We start from the raw sequence: 15,168 nt of genomic DNA on the forward strand, positions 1-15,168 counted from the left end.
CTCAGGATTCGGACACCGCCTCGGCATGCAGAGGCGCGAGCTGTGCATAGTGCATCGTGCCCAGATTGTTGATCGCCTGTTGCTGCTCGGTCAGGTCGCGCATCTTTTTCGCAGGACGTCCGCCCCACATCTCGCCGGCCTTGATGATTTTGCCCGGCGTCAGCATGCCGCCCGCCGCGATCATCCCGCCGCTTTCGATCTCGCAGCCGTCCATGACGATTGCCCCGAGGCCGACGAAACTCTTGTCGTGGAGTTTCGTGCCGTGGATCATCGCCATATGGCCGATGAGCACATCATCCCCGATTATGGTGGGCGTACCCGGATGCTCGGGCCCGTGATCGCCGTCGCAATGCACGACCGTGCCGTCCTGGATATTCGACCGCTCGCCAACTTCGATATAGTTGACGTCACCGCGCAGCACGCAATTGTACCAGATACTCGAACCCGCACCAATCCGCACATCGCCGATCAGCCGACAACCCGGCGCAACAAAGGCTGTCTCATGGATCTGCGGCGTCTTGCCGTTGAACGGGATTATGCTGACATCTTTCATGCTTCAAACTCCTTACGCCGCTCGCGCCATTCCTCGGCCGTTATCGTATAGATGATCTCGCGCATCGACTGCGGGCCCCAGTCCGTGCCGATATAATCGAGTTCGGGGCGATAGGTCATGCCAAGCCGCCCCATCAGTCCCCAAGACGGCGTGTTCTCTGGTATCGTCAGCGCGTGGATGCGTTCAAAGCCAAGCGTATCGAACCCAAAGCTCAGCGAAGCCGCGGCAGCCTCCTTTGCATAACCCCGCCCCCATATGTCTTTACGCAGCCGCCAACCGACCTCTGGCTCGCCGCATGTCGGCACGATCTCACGCTCGGTGATCAACAAACCGCAAAAGCCGAGCAACGCGCCATCGTCCTTGCGCTCCAGCGCCCAGAATGTGTGACCACACTGCTCCTGCCGACCCGTTAGCTTATCGATCATCGCGTCGCATTCGGCACGCGTCTGCACGCCATCAAGCCAGCGCATGACATCGGGGTTGGAGTTGATATGCGCATAGGCCGGTTCGCGATCCGTATCGCGCCAGTCGCGCAAGATCAGGCGGTCAGTTTCAATGATCGTATCAGTCATGCGGGCCGATCCACGACATAAACGACATGCGGCTTGAGGGGGCTGTCGTCGGCGATCCTCGGATGATCGAAATCGAGTTGCGGGCGATGCTCCATGCCGAGTTTGCGCATCAGGCTCCAGCTCGGTTCGTTGATCTCCGCGGTCATCGAAACGATGCGCGGGAAATCGCGATGCGCCCATACCCAGTCGAGACAGGCAGACGCTGCTTCAAACGCATAGCCCTTGCGCCAGCAATGGCGCGCCAATCGCCAACCGATCTCGATATCGCCCTCGATCGGACAGGCGAATTCGATCCGCGCCAGGCCGCAAAAGCCAAGGAATCGCTGGTCGTCCTTGCGTTCGACGGCCCATAGACCAAAGCCGTGGCGCTCGAGATGCTGCCCGATCCGCCAAACGAGCGCATCGCTCTCCGCGCGGCTCAATGTAGCCGGAAAATAGCGCATGACCTCCGGGTCGGCGTTCATCTCGGCAAAGGGCCAGCGGTCCTCGAACCGCCAGTTTCTGAGGATCAGTCTGTCTGTCTCAATCGCTGCGCCGCTCACGACCCGATCAGGCGCGCGGCATGGAGCGCATGATAGGTGAGCACGCCCGAACAGCCGGCCCGCTTGAACGCCAGCAGCGTTTCCAGCACCAACGCATCGCGATCCCCTGCCCCGGCGGCAGCGGCGGCTTCGATCATCGCATATTCGCCAGACACCTGGTAGGCGAAGACCGGTACTTCGAACCGCGCCTTCACGCGCCGCACGATATCGAGATAAGCGAGCCCGGGCTTCACCATCACGCTGTCGGCGCCCTCGGCAATGTCGAACGCCACTTCGCGCAGCGCCTCTTCGGCATTGGCCGGATCCATCTGATAGGTTTTCTTATCGCCTTTCAGCAGCCCGCCGCTGCCCACCGCATCGCGGAACGGCCCGTAAAAGGCGCTCGCATATTTCGCCGAATAGGCCATGATCTGCACATTGGTATGCGCATCGTCTTCGAGCGCTGCGCGGATCGCGCCGACCCGCCCATCCATCATGTCGGACGGCGCGATGATATCGGCCCCGGCGCGCGCCTGATTGAGCGCCTGTTCGACGAGCACGGATACCGTATCATCGTTGAGCACCCGCCCGCTCTCGCCGACCAGCCCGTCCTGGCCGTGCGACGTGTACGGATCGAGCGCGACGTCGGTGAGGATGCCGATATCCGAGCCACAGGCATCCTTGATCTCGCCGATCGCGCGGCACATCAGATTGTCAGGGTTAAGTGCCTCCGCGCCATCGTCCGAGCGGAGTTCGGGCTGGGTATTGGGGAAAAGCGCAACACAGGGAATACCGGCATCCGCCGCCTCACGTGCACGCTCCGCAATCTGCTCGACCGGCCAGCGCGATACGCCCGGCATCGTGCCGATGGGTTGTTCGTCATCGCCATCGGTCACGAAGAGCGGCCAGATGAGATCGGATGGATGCAGCCGGTTCTCCGCGACCATCGCGCGCGACCAGGCTGTGGCACGGGTGCGGCGCAGGCGCGTGGCAGGATAGGCGGCGTTTGTCATGCGGGAGGTTTAGCGGGGATTTTCAGGACGGGCTAGCGGTCATCCTTCTCTCCCCTTGCGGGAGAGAAAAACGGAGACTTGGCAACTTGTTGCCTTAGTCGCAGTAAGAGAGGGGTAACTGGCGAAGAGCCATGCGCATGCAGCCACGCTCGCTCCGCTCACTCTGCCCCCCTCTCCCTGACGACGCTACGCGCCGTCTTTCCCTCTCCCGCACGGGGAGAGGGATTGCTTCGCTACGCTCGCAATGACGAACAGAGTCTAGCCGTAGACAGCGATCTCCACCCGCAATCCGTCCGGGTCCCGGAAGAAGGCGGCGCGGTCGTCATCGAAATGCTGGATCTCGGGTACTTCGAACCCGGCCGCGCCCATTCCCGATCGCACCGCTTCGAGCGCCTGCATAGTGGGAGCCGTGAAACCGAGGTGATTGAGCCCCGGTCCGAAACGTTCATAGGCTCGGCTGTCGCGCCGCGCTTCGCGCAGATCGACCGCAAAGCCCTCTGCATTGGCCCAGACATGGTCGCGTTGCCTGGTGAAGCCGATCAGACCGAGCAGCCTATCGTACCAGCGGACGCTAGCCTCGATATCGCTGGCGAGGATGACGATGTGATCGAGCTGCACGGGCGCGCCTAGCCGAGCCGTTCCAGCGCCGCCTTGAGCCGCTCCACCTCAGCCATCTTCTCCGCATGATCGGTGCGCGCCTTCTCAACCGCCTCGGGCTTTGCCTTCTCAACGAATTGCGGGTTGGAGAGACGCTTGTCGAGCTTGCTGGCCTCCTTCTCCGCTGCCACAAGCGATTTGGTAAGGCGGGTCTTTTCGGCCGGCACGTCAATTACGCCCTCGAGAGGAATATGGAATTCGTTGTCATCTAACCAAAATTCCGCGGTAAGATCGGGCCGAGGTTCATCTTGATCGAAAATTCTTATCTTATCGATCCGCGCCATCCGACAAATGGTATCGCTAAAGCGATTGAGGCGGCGCTTGGCCAAATCCGCTGGACCGAAAGCTTGAAGGACAGGCCGATCCGAAGCAGGAATATTGAGTTCAGCACGCACTGATCGAATCATTTTCACGAGACGGATGACCCAGCGCACCTCAGCATTTGAGTCTCGGTATTCCTTCGCACGCTCCATCGGCCATCTGGCAGTGATCAGTGGATAGTGGTGCCGATCGCCCATCTTACTCCACAGCTCTTCGGTAACGAACGGCATGAACGGGTGAAGCATAACCAGTATTTGATCCAGAGCCCATCCTACAGTCGTCTTGGATTCACTATCAATTTGGCCTCTGCGGTCGTTGATCGAAACCGGCTTTGTTAGTTCGAGATACCAGTCGCAGAAGGTGTGCCATACGAACTGATACACCTCGCTAGCCGCTCGATCGAACCGAAGTTTCTCGAATGCCCTATCAACCGCCCTCACTGTTTTGGTCACTTCCGCAATAATCCAACGATTGATCGGCAGTTGAACCGAGGGCGCTTCGAGCGTCTCGCTCGCCCCGATCCCGTTCGCCTGGCAGAAACGCGCGGCGTTCCAGAGCTTCGTCGCGAAGTTGCGATAGCCTTCGACGCGCTTCTCATCCATCTTGATGTCGCGACCCTGGCTTTCCATCGCCGCCATGAAGAAACGCAGCGCATCCGCACCGTACGTATCGATCAGCCCAAGCGGATCGACGGTGTTGCCCTTGGACTTCGACATTTTCTGCCCATCCGCCGCGCGCACAAGGCCGTGCAGGTAGAGCGTATGCCAGGGCACTTCACCCATGAAATGCATGCCCTGCATCATCATCCGCGCATCCCAGAAAAACAGGATGTCGAAGCCCGAAATCAGCACGCTGTTCGGATAGTGGCGCTTGAGGTCGTCGGTCTCGTCCGGCCAGCCCAACGTCGCGAAAGGCCACAGGCCGGAGGAAAACCAGGTGTCGAGCACGTCACCGTCCTGCATCAAGGCGACATCTTCGCCCGCCATGGCCTGCGCTTCGGCTTCATCGGCGGCGACATAGACTTGGCCATCGTCACCATACCAAACCGGAATTCGGTGCCCCCACCAGAGCTGGCGGCTCACGCACCATGGTTGGATATTCTCCATCCAGTTAAAGAACGTCTTTTCCCAGCTTTTCGGGACGATCTTGATCGTGCCGTCGCGCACGGCCTTGATCGGACCCTGCGCCAATGTCTCGGCATCGACATACCATTGATCGGTCAGCCAGGGCTCGATCACGACATTCGAGCGGTCGCCATAGGGCGTGACGATCACGCGGTCCTCGACCTGTTCGAGCAGGCCCGCTTCATCGATCATTTCGACGACCCGCTTGCGCGCATCGAAGCGGTCCATGCCGACAAGCTCGTCGGGAATCAGCCCATCCGCCGTCTGGCAGACCGCCGCATTCGCATCGAGCATGTTGAGCATATCGGCGGGCGCTATCCCGGCGCGTTTGCCGACATCGAAATCGTTGAAATCGTGACCCGGCGTGATCTTCACCGCGCCAGACCCCAGTTCGGGATCGGCATGTTCGTCCGTGATGACCGGAACGAGCCGGCCGGTGATCGGCAGTTTCACCTTCTTGCCGACGACATCGGCATAGCGCTCATCGCTTGGATGGACGGCGACCGCCATATCGGCGAGCATCGTCTCGGGCCGCGTCGTCGCCACGGAGATCGCGCCCGATCCATCTTCGAGCGGATAGGAGAAGTGCCAGAAATGGCCGTTGATCTCGCTATTCTCGACCTCGAGATCGGAGATCGCGGTCTTGAGACCCGGATCCCAGTTTACGAGCCTTTTGTCGCGATAGATCAGTCCGTCATTGTAGAGATCGACGAACACCTTGGTGACCGCCTTGGTGAAGCCCTCGTCCATGGTGAAGCGCTCATTGGCCCAATCCATCGAACAGCCGAGGCGGCGGAGTTGCTGGGTGATCGTTCCACCGCTCTCTTCCTTCCACTCCCAGACTTTCTCGACGAACTGCTCGCGCGTGAAATCGGTGCGTTTCTGCTGTTTCTCGTTGAGCTGGCGCTCGACGACCATCTGCGTCGCGATACCGGCATGATCGGTGCCGACGACCCAGAGCGCATCCTTGCCGAGCAGCCGCTGATGCCGGATCAAGATATCCTGCAACGTATTGTCGAGCGCATGGCCGATATGGAGCTTGCCCGTCACATTGGGCGGCGGATTGACGATGGTGAAGGGCTCGGCCTCATCCCGCTCGGGGCGGAACAGGCCGTTCTCTTCCCAATGGGCATACCAGCGCGCTTCGATGGCGGCGGGATCGAATGTCTTGGGTAGCTCGCTCATGGCGATCAGCCGTTAGCAAGGCAGACTGCCCTGCGCCACAGGCTTTTCGCGGTTGAGACTCGGCGTCAGTCGCGCGCAAGCGCCGCCTGGATATGATCGTCCAGTTCCTCGATCAGGAACGGCTTCAGCACGACATCATATTTGCCGAGGCTATCGATCGTGATCTGATGATGCGGGAAGCCGCTGATGAGGATTGTCCGGAGCCCGGCCATTTCCTTTGCGAATTCGGCGATGTCCGCCCCGCCCAGTTCGCCCGGCATCACGATGTCCGAAACGACGATATCGATATCCGGATTAGTGGCTAGAGCATCAAGCGCCGCCGCCGCGCTCGATTTCGCGACGACGGTATAGCCCTTCGCTCGCAACAGGTCCTGCGTAACCTCGGCCACTTCGGGCTGGTCGTCGACGAGCAGAACCGTGGTCGGCTTATTTAGTTGGGCAACCACGTCCGGGCTGGCGATTTTCTTGAAGAATTTGGTTAGAGGCATGGCGGATAAACGAGGCTTAGCGCCTTCAGTTCCGCGCTTTCGGGGCGCAATTCTCGCTATTGGTTAATAGTGTTTCGAATATACTCGATAAGAGTCGCGGAATCGCTTACTTATCTTTTAGATTCAGAACTTTAGAACCGTCCCAAATGTTAAGGTATGACTTTACTGAAACGTTGAAGAATGGGGTTAGCGCCGCGTTTACCGACGCCTCAAGCCTATTCCCCGTCCAGCGCCGCGCGAATGCGTTGGCCCAGTTCGTCCATCCGGAAAGGTTTGAGGATCACGTCGAAACGCTCGAACTGATCCGTCGGAATCGCTTTGTCGGCATAGCCGGTCACCAGCACGGCCTTGAGACCCATTTCCTCCTGCACGCGCAGGGCGAGGTCCGCGCCGTTCAGCGTTCCGGGCATGACGATATCGGTAAGCAACAGATCGATATCGTCATGCTGTTCGAGTAGATCGAGCGCGCGCTGCGCATTTTCGGCGTGAATTACCGTATAGCCGAGCTCCTCGAGCATCGCCGAAGCCACCTCGGCGACATCCTCCTGATCTTCCACGAACAAGATGGTCTCTCCGCCTTTGACCGCGTCGCCTTTATCGCTCATTGCCGATCTTTCCGTCATCTTCGAACCAATTCACAGCGGACTAATTCGTTCCGCCACCGGCATAAACCGCATCGATATCGGCCCAGGCCTTGCGGCGCATATTGGCCTTCACTTCGTTAAATGCCGGTTGATCCGCCAATTCTTTCGCTCTTGTAACGGCAATTTCAACTGTCCTTTCGGGCAGGACGAGCTCATCGGCCAGTCCGGTTTCGAGAGATTCGGCCGCGCCCAAAAGCTGCGAACTGAACGCGAGCCGCCGGTGCCACACCGGATCGAGACCATATTCCATCGCGATTTGCGGGACTTGCGGAAAGGCCAGGCCCGCTTTCGCTTCCGGTAAGCCGATCTTGAGATCCGTATCGGCGATCACCGTCCAGTCGGCGGCGATGGCGATAATGCCGCCGGCACCGATCGCGTGACCCGTAACCGCGCAGACACAGGCGCAGGGCAACCGCATCAGCGCGGCGCAAAAATCGTTGATGCCCCAGAATAGCCGCCGCCGCATGGCTTTGTCGGCATCGGCCGCCTGTTTGATATCGACACCGGCCGTCAGCACGCCGTTTGCGCCTGTGAAGACGAGTCCGCCCTTGGGCGGATCGGCGGCGATGGATTGCAGCAGCTCCGCGCCTTCCTCCAGCGTTTCCGCGTTCAGCGCGTTCATCGGCGGCCTGTCGAGCGTGACGATCAGCGTCCCGTCACGCGTTTCCGAGTGGAAAACGCTCATTCCCCGCCGTCCGCTGTCTCGTCTGTCCAGCGTGCGACCCAGTCATAGACCGTGCGATGCCATTGGAGGCTGTTGCGCGGCCCGTTGATCCAGTGATTTTCGTCGGGGAAGATCAAAAGTTCCGATACGATGCCCTGCCGCTGAAGCGCGGTGAAAGCGGCCAGGCTCTGGCTATAGGGAATGCGGAAGTCCAGTTCGCCATGGATGACGAGCATCGGCGTTTCCCAATTCTCGACATGATGCACGGGATTCCAACGCTCATAGGCGTCTTCGCGATCATAATAGGGCCCGCCGAAATCCCATTCGGGGAACCAGAGCTCCTCGGTCGCATAATAGAATGGCCGCAAATCGAAGATACCGGCATGGTTGACGAGACAGTCGAACCGATCCGGCCAGTTGCCGGCGATCCAGTTCATCATATAGCCGCCATAAGAGGCGCCGAGCGCGCACACCCGTTCGCCGTCCATCCAGTCATTGGCCTCCAGCACGGCGTCGAGCCCGAGTTGCAGGTCGCGCAGCGGCTTGCCGCCCCAATCATTGTTGATGCTGTCGGTGAAGACCTGGCCATATCCCGTGCTGCCATGGAAATCCACCGTGACGACCGCATAGCCCTGGGACGCCATGGCGGCCGGGTTCCATCGGTATGACCAGCTATTGCTGAACGACCCCTGTGGACCGCCATGGACGAAATAGGCAACCGGCAGCCGTACGCCCTCCGCCACGCCGGCCGGACGGAATATCTGGCCGTAAACGGTTTCGCCATCCGACCCTTCGAAGGAGAACTCTTCCCGGCTCGGCATATCGACTGCGTCGAACGTCGCGCCGTTCACATTGGTCAGTTGCGCCATCGTGCCATCGGCATCGATCCGGTAGAGGTCGGACGGCGCGAGCGCGCTCGCCATCGCGACCAGCACCGAGCCATCGGCCTGCGGCAATATCGATCCGATGCTGCCCGCACCCGATACCCGCTCGATCCGGCCTTCGCTCAACATGTAGCGGAATAGCGCCGTGTCGAGATTGTCCTGCGCGGTCAGATAGATGGCCTGGAGGTCCGTCGACCAAGCAATACCGCCGATGCTGCGATCCCAGCTTTCGGTCAGCGCCCGCGTTTCACCGGTTATCAGATCGCGCAGATGCAGCACGCGGCGGTCGCTCTCGTAGCCTGGCCGCTCCATGGCGACATAGGCGAGGAAGCGCCCGTCCGGCGAGGGAGTGGGCAGATTGTCATAGGCAGCGTTTTCGCCGGTCAGCAGTTCGGGCGGGCCCGAGCCATCCGCCGGTGCGCGGTAAATATCGAGATCGGTGGAGAGCGCCTCCGCAGCACCGCCCTCGCGCAGGATGAAGAAGATCGACGCGCCGGAGGGGTGCCAGGCAATCTGTTCCGCGCCACCAAACGGTCGCGTCGGCGTGTGCCCGTTTAGCGGCCGGGAAACGACCGTCCCCTCACCCGTCGCAATGCCGTCCGCCAGTGCGAAGGTTGCGAGGCGCGATTGGGTACTGTCGTTCCAGCTGGCCCAGTGCCGGACCATTATTGCATCGTAAGAGCGGCCGCTGCCCTCATATTCCGCTTCTTCGTTATCGGCGCAACTGACCGCTTCGCAGCTCGCATCTTCGGCAAACCAGATCGCGATCCGTTCGCCGCCCGGGGCTATGCTATATCCGGCAATATCGGCCCCGACATCGGTGACCTGAACGGCCTCGCCCTCACCCATCGGAGCGCGCCAGACCTGGCTGGACCCGCTGCGGTCCGAAAGGAAATAGAGATGCGATCCGTCCGCCGAAAATGCCGGAGAACTTTCGTCGCTATCGGGCGCTGCACGCCAGCGCTCCGGGGCCGATCCGGGTTCGCGCAAATCAAGGAGCCAGAGATCGCCACTGCGCGAATCCGCTTCGAGATCGGTTTCCTGCATCGCGAAGGCCAGCATGCCGCCATCGGCGGTGACCGCACTCCCGCCCAATCGGTTAAGCTGGACCAGGTCTTCCGGCGTGAAATTCCGAGCGGTTGCGGGCGCACAAAGTGTAGCGAGCGACACAGCCGCGGCGAGTGATGCAATTTTTCTCATGATGCAGTGATAACGCAGGGTTCCGGCGGCGCAAGCACCGCACGCACACAGTCATGTTGAAAGATCGCGTTTATTCGCGGCCGGCGGCTATCCGCGCGATCTCGCGGGCCACCATCTCCTCGACGAGGCCGGGAAGATTTTCGTCGAGCCATTCCTTGAGCATGGGCCGCAGCATTTCGCGGACCAGCCCTTCCAAAGGATGCGCGTCCTCGGCATCGCTACCTTCCGCGCGTGGTTGGGCAATGGCGGTCAACGCGGCAAGCGCGGCATGGCTGGCGTCGATCGTTTCATCGGACGCTATGGGTTCTGCATCCTCGTCGATCGCAACCGGCTCGGCGGACTCCGCTTCGACGGTGTCAGTCAATTCCAGAACATCGTCGCTAACCGGCGGTTCGGACGTTTCGAGCACGGGCTTTTTCCGCCGCGACCGCACATCCGCTTCGGATGCCGCGCTATCGCCATCCTCTGCGATGATCTTTTTGATAGAAGCGAGTATCTCTTCCATCGTCGGTTCATGGTTAACGTCGCCCATGGGCGCGCCATGCCTCAATTTTCGGGATTTGTCATCCCGCGCTCGGGATTATCGACCGTGCGTGTCGATTGAGTCACAGGCCGCGGATCGTCGTTCCAGTCGAACCATTGATTGTCTACCCGGCGATAATTGACGTTCGGATCGTAGAGAACGCCACCGTCTAGGCCCAGATCTTGCGCTTCGGCCTGCCCCATCGCCGCGAGCAGGTTAAAACCCGCGACATAGGCGTTGCGCCGCGCGGTCACGAGATCGACCTGGCTGTTCAACAGTTCCTGTTCGGCGTTAAGAATGTCCAATATTGTCCTCAAACCCACGGAATTTTCCGCGCGGACGCCTTCGAGCGCGAGCTCATTGGCTTCAACGGCGGTTCCGGTCGCATCGATCACCTGCAACGCCGCCCGATAGCGCGAGAATGCCGCCCGGACATCGGCCACGACCGCGCGCTCAGTCGCGATCACCGTTTCCTCGGCCTGCTGCAGCCGTGCCTGCGACTGGCGGACCTGCGCAGCCGGACGGCCGCCTTGATAGATTGGCAACGTCGCGCGCAGACCGACGGTCGCAGTGGTTTCCTCCTGAAAGAACCGGGCGTTATCTTCTGGCGGAAGCGCCGGACTGCCCAGGGTATTGAGAAAATTCGTATAATTTCCGCGTGCGAAGGCTTCGAGGCGTGGCAGCCGCGTGCCACGTGCTGCGGCGATATCGCGCTCGGCGGCATCTGCATTGTGCTGCGCCGCTATAAGGTCCGGATTGTTCAAGACGGCAATGTCTTCAGCGGCATCGGGCGTCGCCGGAAGCTCTGGCAGAGGCGGCGGCGGTTCCAGTTCCTCCGGCCACTCGCCAACAAGCCGCAGATAATTTTCTTCGGCCGCCGCCAGCTCAGCCTCGGCGGAGTCCAGATTGGCGCGCGCCGTCGAGAGCCGTGCTTCGGCCTGCGCTACATCGGTGCGCGTCAGATCGCCAATTTCGAACCGATCACTTGTTGCCTGCAAATTGGTGTCGAGCACACGGACCTGATTGGCGTTGAGCTCCACGATATTCCGGTTGCTGATCACGTCGAGATAGGCGGCGACGACATTGGTAAAGAGATTAGCCTCGGTCGACCGCAGGTCGGCCTGCCCGGCTTCCACCCGATCCCGCGCCGCACGGATGCGATTGCGTACCGTGCCGCCCTGGAAGATTGGCAAGGTTGCATCCGCCTGAGCGCCGGTGGTCCGCGACGGTGCGGTGAAGCTGTTCGGCGATGTCCGCACATTCTCGTTATAGAAACCGCTTACGCTCACATTGGGCCGACCATCGGCGAGTGTGATCGGCACATTCTCGTCATTAGCCCGCTGGCCGGCGCGCGCGGCGTTTAGCGTCGGGTTCGTCTGATAGGCTTCGAGCAGCGCGCCGCGCAGCGTTTCTGCAGATGCCGGGCTTGTCGCCGCAAGAACCGCTGCTGCTGTCCCGGTCAGATAGATTTTCGCCTTGGCCATCATATGGTTCATCCTAAAATACGAAAGCCGCCGGACGTTCGAAGCCCGGAAGGGATGAGGATTGGGCATCGACAAAGGCTGTCGTTCCGAACGCCTCACCCTGTTTGCGCCCATAAACCAGTCGCACCACGCCATCTTCAAACATGCCGGAAACGAGCCGGCCGCCATCGGCGAGCTGTTCGATCAGCGCATCGGGCAGGTGCTCGATCGCGCCGTCGATGATAATCACATCATAAGGCGCGCTGGCGGTCCAGCCCTCAGCCAGCGATCCGTTCGCACTTTCGATATTCGGAATACGCGATAGCGCGTCGGCGCCATAGGCGATCAGCGTCTCATCTTCTTCAAGTGCCACGACCGACTTCGCGATACCGCCACACAGCGCCGCCGTGTAACCACCGGCCGCGCCGACGACGAGTATATGATCGTCCGGCGTGAGGGCGGCCTCGACGAGCAGCCGTCCGGTAGCCATGGGCAGGTTCATCCGCCGCCCATTGCCGAGCGGAACGAGCATTTCGGCATAAGCGAGCGCGGCCTTGTCCGCCGGCAAGAAATCTTCGCGCGGCACGGTCGCCATCGCGCGAACGACGCGCCTATCGTCGACCGCGTTCGGCCGCAACTGGCTTTCCACCATGGCCGAACGCATCGCTTCGAAATCGTGATTCATAGCAGGGAAGCCTTGCTGTTCTTCTTCTCGTTCCACGCCGCTGTCTTATATCAGCAATACAGTAACGTCAACGCCGCCTTCTATCGGCAATCGGAAGCGAGGCCAAGCGCGTTTGCCAACGGTTTCGACGAAAGTGCGGTTGCGCTTGACAGATTGCCCCGGCTTGCCCATTTGCCCGCCCTCGACAGTTGCCGCGGGGCCCGATGGCGGAGTGGTGACGCAGCGGATTGCAAATCCGTGTACGCCGGTTCGATTCCGGCTCGGGCCTCCAAGCTTCCACGGCGCAATTTTTGGAATTCACCGCTTCGGCGGCCAGGGAAAGAAGCCGCTCGTGCGGCGGATATAGTCTTCATATTCCGGCTTGGCGCGTTTGAGCCGCCGTTCGAGTAGCGCAGCGCCGCTCCATTTGACGAGCAGATAGGTCATCACGGCCGGGCCGATGAAGCTTGCGATGCCAAGCGTCGTCTCCGCCGCAATCAGATACAGCCCCCACCATACACAGGTGTCGCCGAAATAGTTGGGATGGCGGGTGTAGCGCCATAGGCCCTTGTCCATGACGCCGCCCTTCCCCTGCGCCTTGAAGCGCGCGAGTTGCCAGTCTCCTATCGTTTCAAACAGGATGCCGATAACAGCGAGGCCCGCGCCGAACCAACCGAGCAACCCGACCGAGGCGGGTTCCGAAGGGATCGAGCCGAGCTGGATCGGCAGCGAGACGATCAGCAGCAGAATTCCCTGCAGCATGAAGACCATGCGGAAGCTGAAACGGTGCGGGTGCGGCTCCGCCTTGCCGAGCATCGCAAGATAGCGCTTGTCTGGCCCCTCCTTGCGCCAGCGCCAGAAGAGATAGGCAGCGAGCCGCGTGCCCCAGACAGCCGCGATGCACAGGATCAGCAGCCGCCGTTCCTCTGATCCACCTTCGGTCATCAGATAGGTAACGACCGCAATGATAACGAAGCTGAACCCCCAGAAGCTGTCGATAAAGCTGACATCCTTGATCGCCACGCTGATCGCCCAGAGGAGCACGAGGATGGCAAGGATGACCGCCGCGTTGACGGCAAAGAGAGTGAAAAATGCGTCCATAGTATCGCGCCCCCGGCTTTGCGCCCGATATGCGGCGCGCGATGGCGCTTGGCCATAGCCTTCTCCCCAGCCTAGGCAGGGCGCCGCGCTTTGGGTATCGGTAGCGCACCGCCTATCGGAAGAGGATCGCCCGCATGGAAGTCAAAACCGTCAACCGCGTGGAACCGACGCTGGAGGATGACGGCCATCCCTATATCGGCGGCGCCTGGACGCCTGTTTTCGAGGAAGTCGATGCGCATGATCTCGATTGCGTCGGCGAGATTCCGACCGATATCTCGGGCGTCTATGTCCGCAATACCGAGAACCCGGTCCATCAGGCGATCGGCACCTATCACCCGTTCGACGGCGACGGGATGCTGCATGCGATCCATATCCGGGATGGCAAAGCGAGTTACCGCAACCGTTTCGTGCGCACCAAAGGCTTTCTCGCCGAACAGGAAGCCGGGCGGGCGCTCTGGGCAGGCATCGCGGCCAACCCCAAGCTCTCCGAACGGCCGGGCTGGGGCGCGCAGGGTTCGCTGAAAGACTCATCCTCTACGGACGTCGTCGTTCATGCCGGCAATGTCGTCTCCACCTTCTACCAGTGCGGCGAGCCCTATCTGCTCGATCCGGTCACGCTGGAGGACAAGGGCATTGCGGATTGGGGGCCGGACGAGGGTATTTCCGCCCATCCCAAGGTCGATCTGAAAACCGGTGAGCTGCTGTTTTTCAACTATTCGAAGAAGGCGCCCTACATGCGTTACGGCATCGTCGATAAGGATAATAAACTTACCCATTACGTGCCGATCCCCCTGCCCGGCCCGCGTCTGCCGCATGACATGGCCTTCACCGAGAATTACACGATCTTCAACGACCTGCCGCTCTTCTGGGACCCGGAACTGCTCGAGCGTGACCTACACGCGGCGCGCTTCTATCCCGAACTCGGCACGCGTTTCGCGATCATCCCGCGCTACGGGAGCGAGGAGGATATCCGCTGGTTCAAAGCCGACCCGACCTTCGTCCTCCACTGGATGAACGCCTATGAAGAGGGCGACGAGATCGTCCTCGAAGGCTATTTCCAGGAAGACCCGCAGCCCAAGCCGCTGAAAGATGTGCCGCAACAATGGGCGCAGATGATGGCCTATCTCGACGAGCATTCAATGAAGCCGAAGCTCCACCGCTGGCGCTTCAACCTGAAGACGGGCGAAACGCAGGAAGAGCATCTCGACGAGCGCATCCTCGAATTCGGCTGCTTCAACCGCAATTTCCAGGGCAAGAAGACGCGCTACCTCTACAGCACCACGGCGAAGCCCGGCTGGTTCGTCTTCACCGGTATCGTGAAGCATGATTTCGAGACCGGCGTATCGGTCGAACTGCAATTCCCGGATGGCGAATATCTGAGCGAACCCTGTTTCGTGCCGCGCATCGGATCGACCGAAGAGGATGACGGCTATCTGATCACCTTCACCATCGACACCAACAATGACCGCTCCGAATGCGTGTTGCTCGATGCGCGCGATATCGAGGCGGGTCCGGTTTGCCGGATCGCCCTGCCCCACCGGATCAGCAGCGGCACGCACGCGATCTGGGCCAACAGCGACGAACTATAGGC

General features: G+C 60.7%; 15 protein-coding genes and 1 tRNA gene. 2 read left to right on the top strand and 14 right to left on the bottom strand.

The window, feature by feature from the left end:
- Position 1: 1 nt before the first annotated feature.
- The 13 genes from Q0974_RS12965 to Q0974_RS13025 form a co-directional block, all read right to left on the bottom strand.
- Entirely contained in the window at positions 2-553 is a 552-nt protein-coding gene (locus tag Q0974_RS12965) for a gamma carbonic anhydrase family protein (RefSeq protein ID WP_299328248.1), read from the bottom strand.
- The gene (locus tag Q0974_RS12970) at positions 550-1,125 is read right to left on the bottom strand and encodes a GNAT family N-acetyltransferase (RefSeq protein ID WP_299328251.1); all 576 of its coding nucleotides are present in this window, start codon (positions 1,123-1,125) and stop codon (positions 550-552) included. The genes Q0974_RS12965 and Q0974_RS12970 overlap by 4 nt, the downstream gene beginning before the upstream one ends.
- The gene (locus Q0974_RS12975) at positions 1,122-1,667 is read right to left on the bottom strand and encodes a GNAT family N-acetyltransferase (protein ID WP_299328254.1); all 546 of its coding nucleotides are present in this window, start codon (positions 1,665-1,667) and stop codon (positions 1,122-1,124) included. Before Q0974_RS12975 ends, Q0974_RS12970 begins: the two co-directional genes overlap by 4 nt.
- On the bottom strand, positions 1,664-2,659 hold the full coding sequence (gene hemB / locus Q0974_RS12980; protein WP_299328256.1) for a porphobilinogen synthase: 996 nt from the start codon (positions 2,657-2,659) through the stop codon (positions 1,664-1,666). Before hemB ends, Q0974_RS12975 begins: the two co-directional genes overlap by 4 nt.
- A 258-nt stretch (positions 2,660-2,917) precedes the next feature.
- The gene (locus Q0974_RS12985; RefSeq protein ID WP_299328258.1) at positions 2,918-3,277 is read right to left on the bottom strand and encodes a VOC family protein; all 360 of its coding nucleotides are present in this window, start codon (positions 3,275-3,277) and stop codon (positions 2,918-2,920) included.
- 8 nt (positions 3,278-3,285) lie between these two features.
- Entirely contained in the window at positions 3,286-5,946 is a 2,661-nt protein-coding gene (locus tag Q0974_RS12990) for a valine--tRNA ligase (RefSeq protein WP_299328260.1), read from the bottom strand.
- Positions 5,947-6,011: 65 nt separating this feature from the next.
- Complete coding sequence (locus tag Q0974_RS12995) at positions 6,012-6,434, bottom strand: response regulator (protein WP_299328262.1); 423 nt, start codon at positions 6,432-6,434, stop codon at positions 6,012-6,014.
- A 215-nt stretch (positions 6,435-6,649) separates the two neighbouring features.
- Positions 6,650-7,039: a response regulator gene (locus tag Q0974_RS13000; protein ID WP_299328265.1), complete on the bottom strand. Its 390-nt coding sequence runs from the start codon at positions 7,037-7,039 to the stop codon at positions 6,650-6,652.
- Positions 7,040-7,079: 40 nt separating this feature from the next.
- Positions 7,080-7,763 (bottom strand): enoyl-CoA hydratase/isomerase family protein, encoded by a 684-nt coding sequence (locus Q0974_RS13005; RefSeq protein ID WP_299328268.1) that lies wholly within the window; start codon positions 7,761-7,763, stop codon positions 7,080-7,082.
- On the bottom strand, positions 7,760-9,826 hold the full coding sequence (locus tag Q0974_RS13010) for a S9 family peptidase (protein ID WP_299328270.1): 2,067 nt from the start codon (positions 9,824-9,826) through the stop codon (positions 7,760-7,762). The genes Q0974_RS13005 and Q0974_RS13010 overlap by 4 nt, the downstream gene beginning before the upstream one ends.
- A 70-nt stretch (positions 9,827-9,896) precedes the next feature.
- Positions 9,897-10,358, bottom strand: coding sequence for a DUF2497 domain-containing protein (locus Q0974_RS13015; protein WP_299328273.1), 462 nt, complete (start codon positions 10,356-10,358; stop codon positions 9,897-9,899).
- A gap of 14 nt (positions 10,359-10,372) precedes the next feature.
- Positions 10,373-11,845, bottom strand: a complete 1,473-nt coding sequence (locus Q0974_RS13020; protein ID WP_366943603.1) for a TolC family outer membrane protein — start codon at positions 11,843-11,845, stop codon at positions 10,373-10,375.
- Between the two features lies 1 nt (position 11,846).
- Positions 11,847-12,497 (bottom strand): protein-L-isoaspartate O-methyltransferase, encoded by a 651-nt coding sequence (locus tag Q0974_RS13025; RefSeq protein ID WP_299328276.1) that lies wholly within the window; start codon positions 12,495-12,497, stop codon positions 11,847-11,849.
- Between the two features lie 197 nt (positions 12,498-12,694).
- On the opposite strand from Q0974_RS13025, the gene Q0974_RS13030 reads away from it, so the two are divergent.
- Positions 12,695-12,768, top strand: a tRNA-Cys gene (locus Q0974_RS13030).
- Positions 12,769-12,794: 26 nt separating this feature from the next.
- On the opposite strand, the gene Q0974_RS13035 is transcribed toward Q0974_RS13030, so the two are convergent.
- Positions 12,795-13,577 (bottom strand): DUF1295 domain-containing protein, encoded by a 783-nt coding sequence (locus tag Q0974_RS13035; RefSeq protein ID WP_299328279.1) that lies wholly within the window; start codon positions 13,575-13,577, stop codon positions 12,795-12,797.
- Positions 13,578-13,711: 134 nt separating this feature from the next.
- On the opposite strand from Q0974_RS13035, the gene Q0974_RS13040 reads away from it, so the two are divergent.
- Positions 13,712-15,166 carry a carotenoid oxygenase family protein gene (locus Q0974_RS13040; RefSeq protein ID WP_299328282.1) on the top strand — a complete coding sequence of 485 codons (1,455 nt, stop codon included), beginning with the start codon at positions 13,712-13,714 and terminating at the stop codon, positions 15,164-15,166.
- Positions 15,167-15,168 lie beyond the last annotated feature (2 nt).

Origin of the sequence: Parasphingopyxis sp. (assembly GCF_028279465.1) — a bacterium.
GTDB lineage: Bacteria > Pseudomonadota > Alphaproteobacteria > Sphingomonadales > Sphingomonadaceae > Parasphingopyxis.

Bases quoted from the DNA above. Each gene is read 5' to 3' on its own strand.
- Q0974_RS13020 (WP_366943603.1), bottom strand. From the start codon at position 11,845: ATGAACCATATGATGGCCAAGGCGAAAATCTATCTGACCGGGACAGCA.
- Q0974_RS12965 (WP_299328248.1), bottom strand. From the start codon at position 553: ATGAAAGATGTCAGCATAATCCCGTTCAACGGCAAGACGCCGCAGATC.
- Q0974_RS13015 (WP_299328273.1), bottom strand. From the start codon at position 10,358: ATGGGCGACGTTAACCATGAACCGACGATGGAAGAGATACTCGCTTCT.
- Q0974_RS13000 (WP_299328265.1), bottom strand. From the start codon at position 7,039: ATGAGCGATAAAGGCGACGCGGTCAAAGGCGGAGAGACCATCTTGTTC.
- Q0974_RS13025 (WP_299328276.1), bottom strand. From the start codon at position 12,497: ATGAATCACGATTTCGAAGCGATGCGTTCGGCCATGGTGGAAAGCCAG.
- Q0974_RS13040 (WP_299328282.1), top strand. From the start codon at position 13,712: ATGGAAGTCAAAACCGTCAACCGCGTGGAACCGACGCTGGAGGATGAC.
- hemB (WP_299328256.1), bottom strand. From the start codon at position 2,659: ATGACAAACGCCGCCTATCCTGCCACGCGCCTGCGCCGCACCCGTGCC.
- Q0974_RS12970 (WP_299328251.1), bottom strand. From the start codon at position 1,125: ATGACTGATACGATCATTGAAACTGACCGCCTGATCTTGCGCGACTGG.
- Q0974_RS12995 (WP_299328262.1), bottom strand. From the start codon at position 6,434: ATGCCTCTAACCAAATTCTTCAAGAAAATCGCCAGCCCGGACGTGGTT.
- Q0974_RS12990 (WP_299328260.1), bottom strand. From the start codon at position 5,946: ATGAGCGAGCTACCCAAGACATTCGATCCCGCCGCCATCGAAGCGCGC.
- Q0974_RS13010 (WP_299328270.1), bottom strand. From the start codon at position 9,826: ATGAGAAAAATTGCATCACTCGCCGCGGCTGTGTCGCTCGCTACACTT.
- Q0974_RS13005 (WP_299328268.1), bottom strand. From the start codon at position 7,763: ATGAGCGTTTTCCACTCGGAAACGCGTGACGGGACGCTGATCGTCACG.
- Q0974_RS13035 (WP_299328279.1), bottom strand. From the start codon at position 13,577: ATGGACGCATTTTTCACTCTCTTTGCCGTCAACGCGGCGGTCATCCTT.